Source organism: Sphingomonas sp. SKA58 (assembly GCF_000153545.1).
GTDB classification, from domain to species: domain Bacteria; phylum Pseudomonadota; class Alphaproteobacteria; order Sphingomonadales; family Sphingomonadaceae; genus Sphingobium; species Sphingobium soli.
The window spans coordinates 1,735,650-1,754,629 of sequence record NZ_CH959306.1 but is presented as its reverse complement, the minus strand read 5'-3'; the positions used below and the strand labels follow the sequence as shown (position 1 = coordinate 1,754,629).

At 65.6% G+C, this 18,980-nt stretch carries 13 protein-coding genes and 1 pseudogene; 7 read left to right on the top strand and 7 right to left on the bottom strand.

Annotated features, from left to right (window positions below):
* Both SKA58_RS08910 and SKA58_RS08905 read right to left on the bottom strand, forming a co-directional pair.
* The coding region (locus tag SKA58_RS08910) for an amidohydrolase (RefSeq protein ID WP_009822078.1) at positions 1 to 1,600 on the bottom strand (1,600 nt) is incomplete at its 3' end.
* Positions 1,597 to 2,466: an NAD(P)-dependent oxidoreductase gene (locus SKA58_RS08905; RefSeq protein WP_037542349.1), complete on the bottom strand. Its 870-nt coding sequence runs from the start codon at positions 2,464 to 2,466 to the stop codon at positions 1,597 to 1,599. The genes SKA58_RS08910 and SKA58_RS08905, both read right to left, overlap by 4 nt.
* 97 nt (positions 2,467 to 2,563) lie before the next feature.
* Between SKA58_RS08905 and SKA58_RS08900 the strand changes: the two genes are divergently transcribed.
* The 3 genes from SKA58_RS08900 (at position 2,564) to SKA58_RS08890 (ending at position 7,361) form a co-directional block, all read left to right on the top strand.
* Positions 2,564 to 3,811 (top strand): threonine ammonia-lyase, encoded by a 1,248-nt coding sequence (locus SKA58_RS08900; protein WP_009822076.1) that lies wholly within the window; start codon positions 2,564 to 2,566, stop codon positions 3,809 to 3,811.
* A gap of 114 nt (positions 3,812 to 3,925) precedes the next feature.
* Positions 3,926 to 4,741, top strand: coding sequence for an arginyltransferase (locus SKA58_RS08895; RefSeq protein WP_009822075.1), 816 nt, complete (start codon positions 3,926 to 3,928; stop codon positions 4,739 to 4,741).
* Positions 4,742 to 4,853: 112 nt separating this feature from the next.
* Positions 4,854 to 7,361: an EAL domain-containing protein gene (locus tag SKA58_RS08890; RefSeq protein WP_037542347.1), complete on the top strand. Its 2,508-nt coding sequence runs from the start codon at positions 4,854 to 4,856 to the stop codon at positions 7,359 to 7,361.
* A gap of 50 nt (positions 7,362 to 7,411) precedes the next feature.
* Here SKA58_RS08890 and SKA58_RS08885 read toward each other — a convergent pair whose 3' ends face one another.
* Both SKA58_RS08885 and SKA58_RS08880 read right to left on the bottom strand, forming a co-directional pair.
* Positions 7,412 to 8,554, bottom strand: a complete 1,143-nt coding sequence (locus SKA58_RS08885) for an aspartyl/asparaginyl beta-hydroxylase domain-containing protein (protein ID WP_009822073.1) — start codon at positions 8,552 to 8,554, stop codon at positions 7,412 to 7,414.
* Between the two features lie 41 nt (positions 8,555 to 8,595).
* On the bottom strand, positions 8,596 to 9,792 hold the full coding sequence (locus tag SKA58_RS08880) for an MFS transporter (protein ID WP_037542800.1): 1,197 nt from the start codon (positions 9,790 to 9,792) through the stop codon (positions 8,596 to 8,598).
* 172 nt (positions 9,793 to 9,964) lie between these two features.
* On the opposite strand from SKA58_RS08880, the gene SKA58_RS08875 reads away from it, so the two are divergent.
* Positions 9,965 to 10,852: an EamA family transporter gene (locus tag SKA58_RS08875; protein WP_009822071.1), complete on the top strand. Its 888-nt coding sequence runs from the start codon at positions 9,965 to 9,967 to the stop codon at positions 10,850 to 10,852.
* Here the strand turns inward: SKA58_RS08875 and SKA58_RS08870 are convergent.
* From SKA58_RS08870 to SKA58_RS08860, 3 genes and pseudogenes are all read right to left on the bottom strand, one after another.
* Positions 10,849 to 11,547, bottom strand: coding sequence for a L,D-transpeptidase family protein (locus SKA58_RS08870; RefSeq protein WP_009822070.1), 699 nt, complete (start codon positions 11,545 to 11,547; stop codon positions 10,849 to 10,851). The genes SKA58_RS08875 and SKA58_RS08870 overlap by 4 nt on opposite strands.
* Positions 11,548 to 11,586: 39 nt before the next feature.
* A pseudogene (locus SKA58_RS08865) lies at positions 11,587 to 13,858 on the bottom strand (NADP-dependent malic enzyme).
* A gap of 10 nt (positions 13,859 to 13,868) precedes the next feature.
* A complete protein-coding gene (locus SKA58_RS08860) occupies positions 13,869 to 14,792 on the bottom strand; it encodes a LysR family transcriptional regulator (RefSeq protein WP_009822067.1) in 924 nt (307 codons plus the stop codon).
* A gap of 104 nt (positions 14,793 to 14,896) precedes the next feature.
* Between SKA58_RS08860 and SKA58_RS08855 the strand changes: the two genes are divergently transcribed.
* The 3 genes from SKA58_RS08855 (at position 14,897) to SKA58_RS08845 (ending at position 18,974) form a co-directional block, all read left to right on the top strand.
* On the top strand, positions 14,897 to 17,008 hold the full coding sequence (locus tag SKA58_RS08855) for a malate synthase G (protein ID WP_009822066.1): 2,112 nt from the start codon (positions 14,897 to 14,899) through the stop codon (positions 17,006 to 17,008).
* Positions 17,009 to 17,101: 93 nt separating this feature from the next.
* Positions 17,102 to 17,728 (top strand): glutathione S-transferase family protein, encoded by a 627-nt coding sequence (locus SKA58_RS08850; RefSeq protein ID WP_009822065.1) that lies wholly within the window; start codon positions 17,102 to 17,104, stop codon positions 17,726 to 17,728.
* The gene (locus SKA58_RS08845; protein ID WP_037542345.1) at positions 17,715 to 18,974 is read left to right on the top strand and encodes a M24 family metallopeptidase; all 1,260 of its coding nucleotides are present in this window, start codon (positions 17,715 to 17,717) and stop codon (positions 18,972 to 18,974) included. Before SKA58_RS08850 ends, SKA58_RS08845 begins: the two co-directional genes overlap by 14 nt.
* The last annotated feature ends 6 nt before the right edge of the window (positions 18,975 to 18,980 follow it).

Genomic DNA, 18,980 nt, shown 5'->3' with positions numbered 1-18,980 from the left:
AGGAATCGGCGCGTTGGCCCGGCACCAGGCTGCCGAACTTCTTTTCCGCAAAACCAGCATAGGCCGCCTGCCGGGTGAAGCCGTCGAGCGCCGCTTGAAAGCTCACGCGTTGCTGCGGCATCCATCCGCCAACCGGCTGACCCTTTGCATCCTCCCGCGACATGGCGACCGCGATGCCGGGGAAGGGATTGGGGCTTTCCACCGGCACGTCGGAGCCGAAGGCGAGCGGCACGCGATTGTCGAGCATCGTTTTCCATGCATAGGCGCCCGCCAGCCGCGCTTCGCCCAGCCGCGCCGTCGCCATGCGCCAGTCCGACGCTTCATGCACCGGCTGCATCGAGGCAACCACGCCCAGCGGACCGAAGCGCGGCAGGTCGGCCGGATCGATGATCTGCGCATGTTCGATGCGCCAGCGCCGGTCGCCCTTGTAGGTTTCGGCCAGTTCCTGGATCGCGTCCAGCGCCTCGCCATTGGCGGCATCGCCAATCGCGTGCATCGCGACCTGGAAATTGTCCATCGCCGCCCGGCTCATGATGTTGCGCAATTGCGTGTCGGGGATCATGCGAAGGCCGCGCTGGCCCGGCGCATCGGCATAGTCGCCCTTCAGCCATGCCCCGCGCGATCCCAGCGCGCCGTCCAGCAGCAGCTTGATCCCGCCCATGCGCAGATGGTCGTCATACAGCCACGGCGTCGGTTCCGGCCCGGCGATCAGCACCATATTGTCCAGCCCCATGGCGTAGGACATGATCCGCACGCGCAGCGCGCCGCGATCGGCCGACCGGCGGAACGCCTGCCAATCCTCGATGCTGGTGCCCATGTCGGCGATGCCGGTGATGCCCATCGACAGCAGGGCGCGCTGCGCCTTCTCCAGCGCCAGATCGCGGTCCTTGGGCGCGGGCGGCGGCACGACCTTCTGCATCAGGTCCATCGCCCGGTCGACGAACACGCCCGCAGGCTTGCCGCCCGTCATTTCGATCCGCCCGCCCGCCGGCGCCTTGGTCGCGCCAGTGATCCCGGCCGCGCGGATGGCGGCGCTGTTCGCCCAGCCGGCATGGCCGTCCACCCGTTCCAGCCATACGGGAATGTCGCTGACCGCCGCGTCCAGGTCAGCGGCGGTGGGAAATCGGCCCAGACCCCATTGTTCCTGGTTCCAGCCCGTGCCGATGATCCATTTGCGGCCCGGATTGGCGGCGACATAGGCGCGGATCTTCTCCTGCGCCTGCGCCAGCGATGTCGTGTCCGACAGGTCGAGAGTGATCAGCGACAGGCCATAGCCCATTACATGGCCATGCGCGTCGATGAGGCCGGGGATCAGCGTCTTGCCGCCGCCGTCCAGCTTGAATGCCAGCCCCTTGGGCGGCTCGGGCCAGGGCTCGCCCTTCTTGCGCTTCTTGGGCCGTTTATATTCCGGTTCCTTGTAGCGGCCCTCGATCAGCTTTTCGACCTTGCCGTCATCGTCGATCATCAGCGCGCCGAAGCGCACGATCTTGCCATTGGCGTCCAGCGCGATGCCGTTCACATTGTCGATGACGCCCGCCGCAAGAACCGGCGCCGGACACAGGGCGAGCGCGATCGCGGCGCTCGAAACGAAAATCTTCATGCTCGGGTCAGTCTCCGCACCAATGCGCTCGTGTCCTGCCGATGGCCGCCCATGGCCTGCACATCGGCGTAAAATTGATCGATCATCGCCGTCACCGGCAATGTCGCGCCATTGGCGCGCGCTTCGTCCAGCGCCAGTCCCAGATCCTTGCGCATCCAGTCGACGGCGAAGCCGAAGTCGAATTCGTCGCGCGCCATCGTTCCCCAATATCGGTCCATCTGCCAGCTTTGCGCCGCGCCGCCCGAAATCGCCTCGAACACCGCGTCCAGATCCAGTTCCGCCGCCTGCGCGAACCGCAAGGCTTCGGACAGGCCCTGGATAATGCCGGCGATGCAGATCTGGTTCGCCATCTTGGCGGTCTGGCCCGCGCCCGCGCCGCCGACATGGACGATGCGCGTGGCATAGGCCTGCATCACGATCTTCGCCGCCGCGACCGCCGGTTCGCTGCCCCCGCACATGATGGCGAGCTTGCCGTCCTGCGCGCCCGAATGGCCGCCGGTCACGGGCGCGTCGACGCTGTGGATGCCCCGGCTTTCGCCTTCCACGAACAATTGCCGGGCGATGCGCGCGGATACGGTGGTGTGGTCGATGAACAGGCCGCCCGGCTGCATGGATCGGAACGCGCCTTCGCGCCCCAGCGCCACCTGCGCCAGATCATCGTCGGTGCCCACGCAACTGATGACGATGTCCGCATCCTCTGCGGCCTTGGCCGGGCTGATCGCGACCGCGCCGCCATAGGCTTCGGCCCAGCTTTTCGCCTTGCCGATGGATCGGTTGTAGACCGTCAGCTCATGCCCGGCCTTCGCCAGATGTCCAGCCATCGGAGCCCCCATGGTCCCCAGGCCGATAAACGCGATCCTAGCCATCCCGCCTCATATATTTGCGTGCTTGGACCTCCGCCATAGGGCCAGTGCCGGGACAGTTCCAGTTTCTTCGCAGCTGTTTTTGGTCTAGGGGGCGGGCATGAATACGCTCGCGAAGATCGAAAGCGCCCTGCCGCTGCCCGTCACCGTCGATGACATATTGGCCGCCCGCACCCGCATTGCCGGAGCGATCGTCAAGACGCCGACGTTGATCAGCCAGACGCTGTCCGACATGCTGGGCTGCAAGGTCTATCTGAAGTTCGAAAATCTCCAGTTCACCGCCGCCTATAAGGAACGCGGCGCGCTGAACCGCCTGCTGCAACTGGACGACGCGTCAAAGGCGAAGGGCGTCATCGCCGCGTCGGCGGGCAATCATGCGCAGGGCCTGGCCTATCATGGCAAACGGCTGGGCGTGCCTGTCACCATCGTGATGCCCACGACCACGCCGATCATCAAGGTGACGCAGACGCGCAGCCACGGCGCGACCGTCGTGCAATTTGGCGAGAAATTCGACGATGCCTATGCCCATGCCCGCGAACTGGAGGCGCAGCAGGGGCTGACCTTCGTCCACCCCTTCGATGAGCCCGACATCATCGCCGGGCAGGGGACGGTCGCGCTCGAAATGCTGGAGGACGCGCCGGAAATCGACACGCTGGTCGTGCCCATCGGCGGCGGCGGCCTGTTTTCGGGCATGGGCACGGCGGCGCGCGCGATGAAGCCGGACATTCGCCTGATCGGCGTGCAGGCCGAACTATATCCGTCCATGTACGGCTTCATGAAAAGCACGGACCTCGCTTGCGACGGCGACACGCTGGCCGAGGGCATTGCCGTCAAGCAGCCCGGTTCGGTCACGCGCCGCTTTGTCGAACGGCTGGCCGACGACATCCTGCTGGTGAACGAGCGGCGGCTGGAAGAATCGCTCAGCCTGCTGCTCCAGATCGAAAAGACGGTGGTGGAAGGGGCTGGCGCGGCAGGCCTTGCCGCCCTGCTCACGCATCGCGATCAATTTGCCGGGCGCAGGGTGGGGCTGGTGCTGACCGGCGGCAATATCGACACGCGCCTGCTGGCCAATGTGCTTCTGCGCGACCTTGCCCGCTCGGGCCGGCTGGCACGACTGCGCATCATCTTGCAGGATCGGCCGGGCGCGCTGTTCAACGTCGCGCGCATCTTCGATCAGGAGGCGGTCAACATCCTGGAACTGTCGCATCAGCGCATTTTCACCAACCTGCCGGCCAAGGGCCTCAGCCTCGACGTCGAATGCGAAACGCGCGACCGCGATCATCTCCAGAACCTGCTCGGCGCGCTGCGCGCCGCCGGCTATGAGGTCGCGCCGATCGAGGTTGCATAATGGGACGCTTGACCCCCATTTTTTGATAGTAAATGCGCTTTTCTTGCGCGCGCGGGAGCGGCATAACGAGCGCATGACGCATGGGTTTGGCAGCACAGGATCGGGGGGAGCCGCGTGACCGCGCCATTTCGCTTCCCGCGCTTCTTCGTGACCAATCCCAGCCCGTGCCCCTATTTGCCTGGCCGGAGCGAACGGAAGGTCTTTACGGAACTCAGCGGCGACAATGCGGCGGAACTCAACGACGCGCTTGGCCGCATCGGTTTTCGTCGCAGCCAGAATGTCGCCTATCGGCCCAGCTGCATCGATTGCACCGCCTGCGTGTCGGTCCGCGTCGTCACGCACGAATTCCGGCCCAATGCGACCCAGCGCAAATTGCTGCGCCGGAACGAGGATCTGGTGGTCAGCGCCTGCAAGCCCTGGTCGACGCAGGAGCAGTTCGCGCTGCTCCAGCGTTATCTGAACGTGCGCCACCCCGGCGGGGGTATGACCGGAATGGACGAAATGGACTTTGCCGACATGGTCGAACAGACCCCGGTCGATAGCCATGTCGTCGAATATCGAGAGCCCGGCAGCAATGGCCGGCCGGGCAAACTGGTCGGCGCCTGTCTTACCGACCGGCAAGGCGACGGCCTGTCGATGATCTACAGTTTCTTCGACACCCAGTCCCCGGATCGCCCCGGGCTGGGCAACTATATCATCATGGACCATATCCTGCGCGCGGCCGCCGCGGACCTGCCTTATGTCTATCTGGGCTATTGGGTTAAGGGCGCGGCGCGGATGCAGTATAAGGTGCGGTACCAGCCGCTCGAAAAGCTCGGCCGCGATGGCTGGACACGCTTCGATCCGATCGAAAGCGATCCGGGAGCTGTCGGTGCAGCACCAGAGCGCGCGCCACGAACCGCTGATCTCGCGACAATTTTGCGCAGATAGGCCGCTGGTCCGGCCGGGATTGCCCGCCAGGCTGGAAAATATCCAAATTGTTTAACCTTTTCCTCTAAACGGGTCTCCATGACGCAGGAATGTGCCTGGAGGGAGAGGAGCGGTGGACCGGTTCGTTGACCACCGGTTTTTGCAGGGTTGGGACATGGCCGGACATGGCTATGTCGGCGCCGACCCGTTGCTCGCCGGCGTCGATATGGCGCCCTCTGCCGATTTCGTCGAGATGTCGCCGCGCATCATTCGATGGGTGGCCGACCGGCATGGTCGGCTGATCGGATGGTGGTCGGTATCGGGGCCGTCGCTGCGACCGGCGATCGATCCTGTCGGCCGTGGCTGGCGGGCGCTGCTGGACGCGGCTGATCGCCGCGCCCTGATCGCCGCCAGCAAGGAACGGCAGCCGTCCCCCATCATGGTGACATTGTCGCTCGAACCGGGCCGCCCGCGCTGGTGCCGCGTCGAGATGCGGCGTCACCCCCTGCCCGGCGGGGACTGGCGCTATTACGGCATCGTGGCGGATGCTCAGCCCTATCATGAATTGCTGTCCGCAGCTGTCGCCGAAAGCCGCGATCACTATCGCTGGTCGGTCGCGCTCAGCCCGCAGGTTCCCTGGACTGCCGGGCCTGACGGAGCGATCGAGGAAGTCGGGCCTCGATTCGCGGAAATAACCGGCATTTCGAAAGACGAAGCGCTTGGCCAGGGATGGGCCACGGTGTTGCACCCAGAGGATGAGACCCGCGTGCTGGGAATATGGGATCGGCATCTCGCCAATGGGGAACCGGTCGATATCGAATATCGCGTGCGGTTGCGCTCTGGCCATTATCGCTGGATGCGAGCCTGCGCGGCGGCGCGGCGCGACGCGGATGGCCGGATCATTCGCTGGTATGGATCGCTGGAAGACGTGCATGAACGGCATATGGCCGAGCATGATCTCGCCCAAAGCGAGGAGCGGTTCCGGCTGGCGATCCAGTCGGCCGGACTTGGGATATGGGATTTCGACAGCAGGACGGGACAGCGCAGTTGGTCGCCGGAATTGCGCGCAATGCTGGGCGTGTCGCCAGATGTCACGCCGACGACCGAACTGGCGCTGTCGCTCGTCCACCCGGATGATCGCCCGCGCTTGCAGGACAAATTGGCCGCGGTTGCCGGCGGCGGCCTGCCAGCGCATTTTGAAGACATGCTGCGGATATATCGCGCCACCGACGGCGCGCTTCGCTGGATCAAGAGCACGGGCTGGACGACGCGGTGCGATACCGACGGGTCGGTTCGCATCATCATCACGTTCCTGGACGTGACCGAACAGCAGGACAGCGAACGGCGTATTCGCTGGGCGGCCACGCATGACGCCATGACGCGACTGCCCAACCGGTCGTCATGGCAACAGACGCTGGACGACATGGCCAAGGCGGCGCGCCGGTCGGGGGACAGTTTCGCCCTTCTTTTGATGGACATAGACGACCTTAAACGGACCAATGATTCACTGGGCCACGATGCCGGCGACGCGCTGTTGTGCGCCTTTGCCGAGCGGTTGCAGGCCGCGGCTCCGCCCGATGCGGTCATCGGTCGCCTGGGCGGCGACGAATTTGGCCTTTTGTCCAGCACGTTGAGTGATGCGACCCGCGCCGAAGCCTGGGGCAAGGCGCTGATCGAAACCCTGCGCCGACCGCATATGCATGAAGGGCGCTCGCTCGATTGCGGCGTCAGCATGGGCGCGGCGCTGTTCGGCGGCGACGCCGGCAGCGAAGGGGATGAGCTGTTCAAGGCCGCCGACCTGGCCCTTTACACGTCGAAGGCGGCCGGGCGCGGGCGGCTGACGCTGTTCCATTCCAGTCTGCGCGCCGAGGCGCAGCAGCGCAGCTCCATGATCCGAATGGCGCGCCAGATCATCGCCGACGACCTGATCATGCCCTATTACCAGCCCAAGATCGACCTGCGCACCCGTATGGTCACGGGCTATGAGGCGCTGTTGCGCTGGTGTCATCCGCGCCTGGGCGTGCAGTTGCCCGGCAGCATCGCTGCCGCCTTCGACCATGGGGAGATCGCGGTCGGACTGACCCAGACGATGCTGGACAAGCTGCTGCGCGATATCATCCGATGGCTTGATGCGGGGCTTGATCCGGGCAGCGTGGCGTTCAACGCGTCGGCGGCCGATTTCACTCATGCCGGCTTTGCCGATTCGGTGTTGGAACGACTGCGTCTAGCCAATATCCCCACGCGCCATCTTGAGTTGGAGGTGACGGAAACCGTGTTCCTGGGCCGGGGCGCGGATCAGGTCGCCACCGCGCTGCGCTGTTTCGCCAAGGAAGGGGTGCGAGTCGCACTGGACGATTTCGGCACCGGCTATGCCTCGCTCAGCCACCTCAAACATTATCCGGTCGATGTGCTCAAGATCGACCGCAGTTTCGTCAGCAACATGGACAATGACGCGGGCGACGCGGCCATTGTCGATGCGATCGTCAAGCTGGGTGACAGTTTCGGCATGGAAGTCGTGGCGGAGGGCGTCGAGACGGAACTTCAGGCGCAATTGCTGCTCGCCCATGGCTGCCCCATCGGCCAGGGTTTTCATCTGGGCCGGCCCCAGCCTTTTGACGTCGTCACCGCCAAGATGCGCTAGAGCATTCCCAGGTTGCTCTCTCGCGGTCGGCGCTGCCGCGAACGCTCCATTCAGCCGCCCGTATCGACCTGCGCCGGGCCGAACCGGTCGATCGCCTGGAACAGTTGCGTCAGTGCGTCGCGTTCCTCCGCCTCGATTTCAGGCCGCCATATCTCGAACAACAGCACGACCCGCGTGTCCGAACTGCGGTTCCACGCCTCATGCTCGATGCTGTCGTCGAACAGCAGCATCTCGCCCTTGCGCCATGTCCGCGTTTCCGCCCCGACCCGCAGCGCGCATCCGTCTGGCGTCAGCAGCGGCAAGTGACAGATGAGGCGGGTGTTGAGCAGGCCGTGATGCGGCTGGATATGCGTGCCGGGCTTTAATAGCGACCAGAGCGCCATCGGCGACCGTCCGGCGATGACGGGAATGGGCGCCAAAGCCAAGGCCGCCATCACCGCCGGGCAGCGGTCCGCATTGGCCGCGACCTGCTCGCCATTCTGCCAGAAATACAGCGCCCCCCAGCGATCATCGTCGCGCAACGGGTTGTTGGGCGCGGGACGCAACGGGGACGTCTGGACATAGGGGGCGAAGGCAGCGGCCTCCTGCGCGCGCACCTGCTCCAGTTCCGCGACCATGGCCCCAGTCATCGCTTCCATCGGGGCGACCCAATCAAACTCCGACCGCTCGTAAAAGGCGCGCTGCGGCAGTCCGGGGAAATAGAACATGCTGGGCTGCTGCAGGAACAGGCTCTGCTTGCCCAGCAGCAGGTCGGTCGCCAGCTGGATGCGGGGCAGTGCCGGCAGTCCGCTGATCGCATCCATCAGATGATCTTCGAAAGTCCGGCTTGATCGCGCCACATAGTCCTGCGCCTTGTGCAACAACGGCTGGAGCAGGGGCGGCGCGCCTGTGGCCGCGGCTTGGGCCAGCGCGGACCGATACCAGCTGGTCGCGCCGCGCGCGTCGCCCCGCCGATCGGCATTCTGGCCCATGGCCAGCATCGCGGGCAGATTGCGAATGTCCTGGTCAAGGATGCGTCGCAGCGCCGCCGCCTCGCCATCCAGGTCGCCGCTGCGATTGCAGGCCTGCGCCAGCAGCATGGGCGGCGGTTCCTGCATGTCGCGCAAGGTGGCGACTGCTCGTTGCGCATCTCCCTGCCGCAGCGCCGCCATCGCTGCGTCCGCCAGCGCCCGTTCCCGTCCCGTATCTGTCATCGCGCCTGTCTAGTCGGCGTCGGCGGCCCGCGAAAGCGCCTTTATTCGGCCGGCGCAGCGATCATGGGGGCCGCGCGCCGTTGCAGCATGATGGCGACCAGGAACACTGCAAGGCCGCCCAGCGCCAGCCCGCTGCCGATCCAGCCGGTCGACACCAGCCCATGGCCGGCGGCGATCGACAGGCCACCCAGCCATGGGCCAAGCGCATTGGCGACATTGAAGGCGCTGTGATGCAGCGCGGCGGCCAGCGTCTGCGCGTCGCCTGCCACGTCCATCAAGCGCGCCTGCAACGGCGTGCCAAGACCGCCGCCCAGTCCGATCATGAAGATGACGAGCCCCAGCGTCCACAAATTGCCCGCCATCAGCGGGAACAGCGCCAGCGACGCCGCGCTCCACAGCATGATGCCGATGACGGTCCGATTGAGCGCCCGGTCCGCCAACCAGGCCGACGCCAGATTGCCCAATGTCATGCCCACGCCGAAAATGGCCAGCACCAGCGGCACATAGGCTTCCGACACATGCGTCACTTCGATCATGGTTGAAGCGACATAGGTGTAAACCGCGAACAGCCCGCCAAAGCCGATCGCCCCGGTCAGCAGCGTCAGCCACACCTGCGGGCGCTGCAACGCCGTCAGCTCGCGCATCGGGCTGGCCTTGGGGTCGCCCCTGTCGCGCGGCGCATAAATGGCAACCAGGGCCACGGTGGCGATCGCCAGCACCGCCACGACGCTAAAGCCCCAGCGCCAGCCGAGCGCCTGGCCCATCCAGTTCGCCACCGGCACGCCGATGATCGTCGCAACCGTCAGACCCGCGAACATGCGCGCAATAGCCTGCGCCCGCTTTTCGATCGGCACCAGGCTGGCGGCAACCAACGCAGCGACGCCGAAATAGGCCCCATGCGGAACGCCCGACAGGAACCGGAACAGCAGCATCCAGTGATAGCTGGGCGACAGCGCAGACAACCCGTTGGCTAGCGCGAACATCGCCATCAGGCCGATCAGCAGCGTGCGTCGCGGCAGCCGGGCGCCAAAGGCCGCGATCACCGGCGCGCCGGCGACCACGCCCAACGCATAGGCGCTGATCGCATGACCCGCCGTCGGCGCATCGATGCCCAGGTCGCGCGCGAAGAAAGGCAGCAGGCTCATCGCCGCGAATTCGGTCGTGCCGATGGCAAAGGCGCCGACCGACAGCGCGAACAGGACAAGCGCTGGGTGCGCCTGATGGGGGTGGGCGTTCATCGCCGGCTCCATGTTGCAGTGCAATATACAGAAGCGACGCAGATGGGCGCGATGACAGCGTTGGTCAATCCCGCATTCGTATGACTTTGTTGCACCTGCCTCCGCAATGCACACAATCGTACGACGATCAGAATCATGGCGCCGTCCGCGCGATAGGCTATAGCGCCCGGCGATGGCCAGCAGCGAAGAACAGGGCGCGCATGACGCGCTGATCGGCACCGGGGCAGTGATGCTGTCGCTTTTGTCGATGAATTTGGGCGCGGCCTTCGCCAAGACGCTGTTTCCGCTGGTCGGAGCGCCGGGCGTGGCGGGCTTGCGGATCGTGCTGGCGGCACTGTTGCTCCTGTCCTTCCGTCGGCCCTGGCGGCAGGCGGTGCCGCCTGGCCTGCGCTGGCCGCTGCTGGCCTATGGCGCGACGCTCGCACTTATGAACCTGTCCATCTATCAGGCGTTCGCTCGGATCCCGCTCGGCACCGCCATCGCGATCGAGGTGACGGGGCCGCTCGCCATCGTGCTGTTCGGATCGCGCCGTCCGCGCGATTTCGTTTGGCTGGCCGCAGCAGTGGCGGGCCTGCTGATCCTGCTCCCCATTCGTGCCGACGCGCGGCTTGATCCCGTGGGCGTCGCCTTTGCCTGTGGCGCGGCCTTGTGCTGGGCGCTCTACATCCTTGCGGGCAAGCGCGTGTCGGCCGGGATCGGCGGCAATGCCGTCGCCTGGGGGATGCTGGTCGCCGCCATCATCATCAGCCCGGCGGCGGTTAGCGCCATCGATACGGCGGTTCATTCGCCCCACCTGCTGCTTGTCGCGCTCGCCGTCGCCTTTCTGTCCAGCGCCTTTCCCTACACGCTGGAAATGGAGGCGATGCGGCGGCTGTCCGCCCCGACCTTCGGGCTGCTGCTCAGTTCAGCGCCCGCGATCGGCGCGCTGGCGGGATTTGCCGTGCTGGGCGAGCGGCTGACGTCGATCCAGTGGATCGCGATGCTCAGCATCATGGTCGCTTCGGCCGGCAGCGCGCTGACCGCCGCGCCCAGGCCACGGATCGAAACGACGCCGCTCTAGGCGCCGACCTTCGCCTTGCCGACATTCAGCATCTTGCCGTTGGTGATGACCGCGACGTCGCCGATCTTCGTCACGCCGAACAGCTTCTTGGCAAATTCCGTCGGCACGCCGATGCAGCCATGGGTGCCGCGTCCATATTCGACATCGCTGCCATGGATGAAGACGCCGTCGCTGGTCAGTCGCTGCGCATAGGGCATGGGCGCATCATACAGGTTGGACACATGATCCGCGTCCTTCTGCGTGATCGGAAAGGCGCCGAGCGGACTGGGCTTGTCCGTCGCGCCATAGAGGATGACCGCTGCGCCGATTTCATAGCCATCGCGGAAAACGGACAGCGTCTCGGCCTTGAGGTCGATGGTGATGATGACCGGCCCGGTTGCGGGCGCGCCCTTTTCATCCCAGACATAATCGCCATGACGAAATGGTCCGTCGATAGCCAGCACGCGCTTCACGGTCAGCGCGCGCGGATCGATCTCCATTGGCTGGTCGCTGCGTCGTTCGACCGGCTGGGCGGCCGGGGTGGGGACTGCGGCCTCTGCGGCGGGAGAGGCCGCCTGCGCCGCGATCGGTTCAGCCTCGGCCGCAGCCGGTCGATCGAGCACATGCATCGCACCCCACGCCGCGCCGCCCAGGCCAAGGACGATCACCAGCTTGGGACCGATGCTTTTCGCCATCGCGTTGAACCATGATGCCATTGGCAATCTCCTTTCGCCGCGCAGGCTAGCAGGCAAAGGTTAAGTGACGCCTTCCCGCACGACCTCGGCCGCCGCAATGGCCGTCAGGTTGAGGATACCGCGCGATGTCACGCCGGGCGTCAGCACATGGATCGGCTTTGACAGGCCCATCAGCATGGGGCCGACCGTAGGCGAACTGGACGATGCCGACAGCGCCGTCAGCGTGATGTTGGCCGCGTCCAGATTGGGCATGACCAGCAGGTTTGCCGACCCTTCAAAGCGCGAGTCGGGGATCAGCCGATCGCGCAGCGCCTGGCTGAGCGCCGCGTCGGCATGCATTTCGCCATCGGCCGCCAATTCGGGGCCATATCGCGCACCTTCTTGTAGGCACGGCGCATCTTGCGCGCGCTGTCGGTGTGCGATGATCCGAATTGGAGTGGGACAGCAGCGCGACGCGCGGCTTGAGGCCGAAATGCGCGACTTCCGCGGCGGCCGCGATCGTCATCTCGGCAATCTGCTCGGTGGTCGGATCGGGCACCATATGCGTGTCGGTGATGAACAGCGCGCCCGCGTCCAGGATCAGCCCGGACAGCGCGTAGACGCGGCTGTGGCTCGGCACCCGATCGATGATGCGCAGCACATGCTCGACCTGTCCCCAATATTCCGACCGACCGCCGACCAGCGCGGCGTCGACCCTGCCGGTGCGCAGCAGCATGGCGGCGGTGACGGTCGGGCGGCGATAGACATGGCGTAGGATTTCATCCGCCGGCACGCCCTTGCGCGCGGCGACGGCGCGATAGGCCTCGACCAGTTCGCCCATGACCAGATGGTCGGTTTCCGGGTCGATCACCTCGACATCGCGGTCGAGGTCAAAGCTCAGCCCCAGTTCGGGCAGCTTCTGTTCCAGGATGCGGCGGCGGCCGACGATGGTCGGGCGGACAATCCCTTCGTCCAGCGCATCGCGGATTGCGCGCAGCACGCGGTCATCCTCGCCCTCACCATAGGCGATGCGGGTGCCGCTGCCGCGCGCGGCTTCGAACACCGGCAGCATCAACTGGCCCGACCGGGTATTCTGGTGGTTCAGGTTGCGCTTGTAATCGTCCAGATTGAGCGTCTTTTTCGCGACGCCGCTGTCCATCGCGGCCTTCGCGACGGCGACCGCAATCTCACCGATCAGGCGCGGATCGAAGGGGGTTGGGATGATGTAATCCGCGCCGAACACCAGCCTGCGCCCGCCATAGGCCTGGGCGACACTGTCATGCGCGGGCATGCGGGCGAGGGCGGCGATGGCATCGGCGGCGGCGACCTTCATCGCCTCGTTGATCTGCGTCGCGCCCACGTCCAGCGCGCCGCGGAAGATATAGGGGAAGCACAGGACATTGTTGACCTGATTGGGATAGTCCGACCGGCCGGTCGCGATGATCGCGTCGGGGCGGACCTCGCGCGCGGCTTCGGGGCGGATTTCCGGCTCTGGATTGGCGAGCGCGAAGATCAGCGGATTGGGCGCCATCAACGGCAGCCATTCGGGCTTCAGAACGCCCGGCGCCGACAGGCCCAGGAACAGGTTCGCGCCCGGCAGCACGTCGGGCAAGGTGCGTGCATTGGTAGTGCGGGCATAGCGCGCCATATTGGGCAACATGCCCTCGCGGCCCGCATGGATGACGCCGTCCTTGTCGGTCATCGTGACATTTTCGATCGGCAGGCCCATCGACACCAGCAGATCGACGCAGGCCAGCGCTGCCGCGCCCGCGCCCGACGTCACGAGCTTGGCATCGGCCAGCGTCTTGCCCTGCAACACCAGCGCGTTGCGCACGGCGGCCGCAACGACGATCGCGGTCCCATGCTGGTCATCGTGGAAGACCGGAATGTTCATCCGCTCTTTCAGGCGCCGCTCGATCTCGAAACATTCGGGCGCCTTGATGTCTTCGAGGTTGATGCCGCCGAACGTCGGCTCCAGCAGCGCGACCGCTTCGACAAACTGGTCGGGATCGGTCGTGTCCACTTCGATGTCGAACACGTCGATGTCGGCGAATTTCTTGAAGAGGACGGCCTTGCCCTCCATCACCGGCTTGGACGCCAGCGCGCCGATCGCACCCAGCCCCAGCACCGCTGTGCCGTTCGATATGACCGCGACCAGATTGCCGCGCGCGGTATAGTCCAGCGCCTTGTGGGGATCGGCGGCGATTTCGACGCAGGGCGCGGCGACGCCGGGCGAATAGGCCAGCGCCAGGTCGCGCTGGTTGACCATGCGCTTTGTGGGTTCGATCCGAAGCTTGCCGGGTTGCGGATAGCGATGATAGTCGAGTGCCGCGCGGCGGGTGTTGTCGTCCATGGACGCGGCCTTAGAGGCTTGCTTCCGCTAGGGCAATGGTGGAGCGTTCCCAGGGCGGCACCGGCCCGTAAAGGCTGGCCAGAAAGTCGATAAAGGCGCTGATCGCGCGCGGCGGATGGCTTTGCGGAAGGTGCACCGCGAACAGGGCAACATCGGCCGACCCGGCATAGGCCGGCAAGACCTGACGCAACGCGCCCGATGCCAAGGCGTCGCTCACGTCCCAGAGCGATCGCAGCGCGATGCCGCCCCCAGCCAGCGTCAATTCGCGCACCAGTTCGCTGCTGTTGGTGCGCACATGGCTCTGCCCTTCGATGCTGACGGGTCCCCTGGGGCCGACCAGCCGCCACGGCATCTGCCCGTCCGCGGCGAGCAATCGGTGGGCTTTGATCGCCGCGATCGTGTCCGGCACGCCATGACGATCGAGATAGCCTGGCGCAGCGCACAGGATGCGGCGATTGGTGGCGAGCCGCGTTGCAGACAGGCCGCGCCCGGGATTCGCAGTGATGCGCAGCGCCAGGTCCGCCCGCGCCTCGATCAGGTCGGCGAACGCGTCCGACAGGTCGATGGTCAGCGCGACCTTCGGATAGGCGTCGAGAAAGCCCTGGAGATAGGGCGCCAGATGCATGCGCCCGAAGGAGGTTGGCGCGGTCACGCGCAGTGGGCCGCTCACCATCGCCGACTGCCCCGACACCCGCCGCTCCGCTTCATCGAGCGCCGCCAATATGCCCCGCAGGTCGGCATGCAGCCGCTCGCCCGCCGGGGTCAGCGCCATGCGCCGGGTTGTGCGGTGGAGCAGTTTCGCGCCAAGCCGGTCCTCCAGCCGCGCTAAGCGCTTTGACACCATCGCCGGGGAAATATGCAGCCGCCGTCCGGCCGCCGCCAGCCCGCCTTCATCGACGACGGTCACGAACAGGTCATGGTCGGGGTCCATCATATTCGTTCACTACAGGAATGACTATGTTCGCATAATAGCGTCTACACGGCATAATGGCGATAGGGTAGGGGGTGGGGCGACATATTGATGCTGGGAGAAGAGCCATGACCGACCGCATGATCGACAAGTCCGGCCTCATGGTCGCGCCGTCGTTCGCCGACTTCATCGAAATGCGCGCATTGCCCGGCACCGGGATCGACCCGCACGCCTTCTGGGCCGGAACGGCGGACATCCTTGCCCGCTTCTCCCCGGAAAACGTCGCCCTGCTGCGCAAGCGCGATACATTGCAAGCGCAGATCGACAGCTGGCACGAACAGCGCCGGGGCCAGCCCCATGATGCGCAAGCCTATCAGGCCTTTCTGCACGACATTGGGTATCTCGTTCCCGAACCTGAACCATTCGCGATCGGCAGCCAGAATGTCGATGACGAAGTCGCCCGCCTTGCCGGACCGCAGCTGGTCGTCCCGATCCTCAACGCCCGCTTCCTGCTCAACGCCGCCAATGCGCGCTGGGGCAGCCTCTATGACGCGCTCTACGGCACTGACGCCATCACGGGCGCGCCGGCCGGAAGAGGCTATGACGCTGCGCGCGGCGCGCAGGTCATCGCCTGGGCCAAGGCGTTCCTCGATGATGCCATCCCGCTCGCCGGCGGCCGCTGGGCCGACCTGACCAACGCGGACATCGTCCTGCGCGATCCTGCCCAGTTCATCGGCACCAGCGAAAAGGGCAAGCTGTTCCGTCATAACGGCCTGCATATCGAGGTTGTCTTCGACCGCGACCATCCGATCGGCGCGACCGACCCAGCCGGCATCGCGGACGTCATCCTCGAATCCGCGCTGACCGCCATTTGCGACCTGGAAGACTCCGTCGCCGCCGTCGACGCGCAGGACAAGGTCGCCGCCTATGCCAACTGGCTGGGCCTGATGCGCGGCGACCTGACCGAAACGTTCGAGAAGGGCGGGACGCAAATGACGCGTGCGCTCAACCCTGATCGCGCCTACACCGCGCTGGACGGCAGCACCTTCACGCTGCCGGGCCGCAGCCTGCTGTTCGTCCGCAATGTCGGCCATCTGATGACGACGCCCGCCGTCCGCCTGCCCAATGGCGACGACGCGCCCGAAGGCATTATCGACGGCATCGTCACCAGCCTGATCGCGCTACACGATCTTAAGGGTCGTAGGGACAACAGCCGCGCCGGCTCCGTCTATATCGTCAAGCCCAAGATGCACGGGCCGGACGAGGTCGCCTTCACCGATCGCCTGTTCGACGCGATCGAGGATATGCTCGGCATGGCGCGCCACACGATCAAGGTCGGTGTCATGGATGAGGAACGCCGCACATCTGCCAATCTGGCGGCCTGCATCCATGCGGTGAAGGACCGCATCGTCTTTATAAATACCGGCTTCCTCGATCGCACGGGCGACGAAATGCATACATCGATGCAGGCTGGTCCCATGATCCGCAAGGGCGAGATGAAGTCGAGCGACTGGATCACCGCCTATGAGGATCGCAATGTCCAGATCGGCCTTGCCTGCGGCCTCAGTGGCCGGGCGCAGATCGGCAAAGGCATGTGGGCCGCGCCCGACCGCATGGCCGACATGCTGGAGCAGAAGACCGGCCATCCGATGAGCGGTGCCAACACCGCCTGGGTGCCATCGCCCACCGCCGCCACCCTGCACGCCACCCATTATCACAGCGTCGACGTCTTCGCGCGCCAGGCGGAGCGCAAGGCGGAAGCTGTCGCGCCGCTGGACACGCTGCTGTCCATTCCTGTCGCCTTTGGTCGCAACTTCTCGGAAGACGAAATTGCGCAGGAGCTGGATAATAATGCGCAGGGCATTCTTGGCTATGTCGTCCGCTGGGTCGATCAGGGGATCGGCTGTTCCAAGGTGCCCGATATTCACGACATCGGCCTGATGGAGGATCGCGCGACGCTGCGCATCTCCTCGCAGCATATGGCCAACTGGCTGCTGCATGGCGTTTGCACGGCGGACCAGATCGACGCCGCTTTCACCCGCATGGCGGCGAAGGTCGATGCGCAGAATGAAAGCGATCCGCTCTATCAGCCGATGAGCGGCCGGGAAGGGCAGAGCCTCGCCTATCAGGCCGCCCGCGCGCTTGTGTTCGAGGGGGTCGAACAGCCCAACGGCTATACCGAGCCCCTGCTCCACGCCTTTCGCGCAAAGAAGAAGGCGGAGGTTCTGGAAGACGCCTGAAAACATATCGTCAAGGACAAGGCGCTGGCCTGAACTTGGCAACGGCCCCATGCTGCGTTAGCCATCACGCTCCGCAGCACGGGAAGGGCCGTCATGACCATCATCGTCCATCATCTCAATAACAGCCGGTCGCAACGCATCCTCTGGCTGCTGGAGGAAATGGGCGAGCCCTATGAGGTGCGCCGCTACGAACGCGACGCAAAGACCATGCGCGCGCCCGCCTCGCTCCGCGCCATCCACCCGCTCGGCCGGTCGCCGGTCGTGGAGGTCGATGGCCACCGGCTGATCGAAACCGGGGCGATCATGGACTATCTCGTCGCGCGCGCCTGCAACCGGTTCGGCGCGCCGGCGGACGCGGAAAACGCGATCCGCTATCGTCAGTTTATGCATTATGCCGAAGGGTCGATGATGCCGCCGCTGCTGGCGCTGCTCGTGGTCGGCAAGCTGGGCCTGCTCGGTCGCCCGGCCAGGCCCACGGTGCAGAAAATGCTTGATGATCATCTGGACTGGCTGGAAACCGAACTGGCGACCCGACCCTATTTCGCCGGGGATGATTTCACCGCCGCCGACATGATGATGAGCTTTCCGCTGGAAGCCTCCCGCGCGCGCGGTGGCCTCGACGAAAGCCGCCCGCACCTCATCCGCTGGTTGCACGAGATGCACGGCCGGCCCGCCTATCAGGCGGCGCTGGCGGCGGGAGGTCCCTATGCCTATGCCTGACCGCCGCGCTGTCCTGCGTCTTGCAACTGTCAGCATCGGTGTCGGCATCGTCAGCCCGCGCCTGTTCGCGCAGGAGAAAGCGGGCGAGATGCTGGCCTCGATGACCGGTGAGGTTACGCCCATCGGCACGTCCGAGCGCGCTGGCAGACTGGCCCGCGCGCAGGCAGTGATGCGGGAAGCGGGCATCGACGCCTTGCTGGTCGAACCGGGGGCGAGCCTCATCTACTATAGCGGCATCCGCTGGCATCGCTCGGAACGGCTTACGGCGCTGGTGATTCCGGCCAGCGGCGCGCCGCTCGTCGTCTGTCCCTTTTTTGAAAAGCCCTCGATCGACGAATCGCTCGCAATCCCCGCAGAGGTCCGCGTCTGGCAGGAACATGAAAGCCCCTATACGCCGATCGCCGATTTCCTGACGGCGAAGGGATTGGCCAAGGGGCGCATCGGCATCGAGGAGACGGTGCGCTATTTCGCGGTCGATGGTTTGAAGGCTGCCATACCCACCGCCACCTTGGTGAAGGACCCCGTCACCCGTGCGCTGCGCATGCGCAAGACCGCGGCCGAAATCGCCCTGATGCAAAAGGCGGCCGATGTCACCATGGCCGCCTATCGCTGGACCTACCCCCAGGTGACGGCCGGCATGACCCCGGCCGACATCGGCGCTTTGATGAGCGCCGCGACGAGGCAGCTAGGCGGCAAGGTCGAATTCAACCTCGTCCTGCTGGGCGAAGCCGCCGCCTATCCCCATGGTTCCGGCAAGCCACAGGCCGTACGCGCCGGCGATGTGGTGCTGATGGACTGTGGTTGCACGGTGGAGGATTATCAGTCCGACATCAGCCGGACCTGGGTCCATGACGCGACCCCGACGCCGCAGCAGCGCAAGGTCTGGAACGACGTGGCGCACGGCCAGCAAATCGCCTTCGCCGCGGCGCAACTCGGCGCGCCGGCCGGTTCGGTCGATGACGCGGTCCGCGGCTGGTATGAAAAAAGCGGCTACGGCCCCGGCTACGCGCTCCCCGGCCTCTCCCACCGCACCGGCCACGGCATCGGCATGGAAGGGCATGAGCCGGTCAACCTCGTGCATGGCGAAACGACGAAGCTGGACATCGGCATGTGCTTTTCCAACGAACCGGGGCTCTATCTGCCCGGCACCATGGGCATCCGCATGGAGGACTGCTTCCACATGACCGAGAAGGGACCGGCTTGGTTCTCGAAACCACCCATGACGATCGAGCAGCCGATTGGTTAAAGGCGT

Bases quoted from the DNA above. Each gene is read 5' to 3' on its own strand.
- SKA58_RS08860 (WP_009822067.1), bottom strand. From the start codon at position 14,792: ATGATGGACCCCGACCATGACCTGTTCGTGACCGTCGTCGATGAAGGC.
- SKA58_RS08875 (WP_009822071.1), top strand. From the start codon at position 9,965: ATGGCCAGCAGCGAAGAACAGGGCGCGCATGACGCGCTGATCGGCACC.
- SKA58_RS08845 (WP_037542345.1), top strand. From the start codon at position 17,715: ATGCCTATGCCTGACCGCCGCGCTGTCCTGCGTCTTGCAACTGTCAGC.
- SKA58_RS08905 (WP_037542349.1), bottom strand. From the start codon at position 2,466: ATGGCTAGGATCGCGTTTATCGGCCTGGGGACCATGGGGGCTCCGATG.
- SKA58_RS08870 (WP_009822070.1), bottom strand. From the start codon at position 11,547: ATGGCATCATGGTTCAACGCGATGGCGAAAAGCATCGGTCCCAAGCTG.
- SKA58_RS08885 (WP_009822073.1), bottom strand. From the start codon at position 8,554: ATGACAGATACGGGACGGGAACGGGCGCTGGCGGACGCAGCGATGGCG.
- SKA58_RS08900 (WP_009822076.1), top strand. From the start codon at position 2,564: ATGAATACGCTCGCGAAGATCGAAAGCGCCCTGCCGCTGCCCGTCACC.
- SKA58_RS08855 (WP_009822066.1), top strand. From the start codon at position 14,897: ATGACCGACCGCATGATCGACAAGTCCGGCCTCATGGTCGCGCCGTCG.
- SKA58_RS08850 (WP_009822065.1), top strand. From the start codon at position 17,102: ATGACCATCATCGTCCATCATCTCAATAACAGCCGGTCGCAACGCATC.
- SKA58_RS08880 (WP_037542800.1), bottom strand. From the start codon at position 9,792: ATGAACGCCCACCCCCATCAGGCGCACCCAGCGCTTGTCCTGTTCGCG.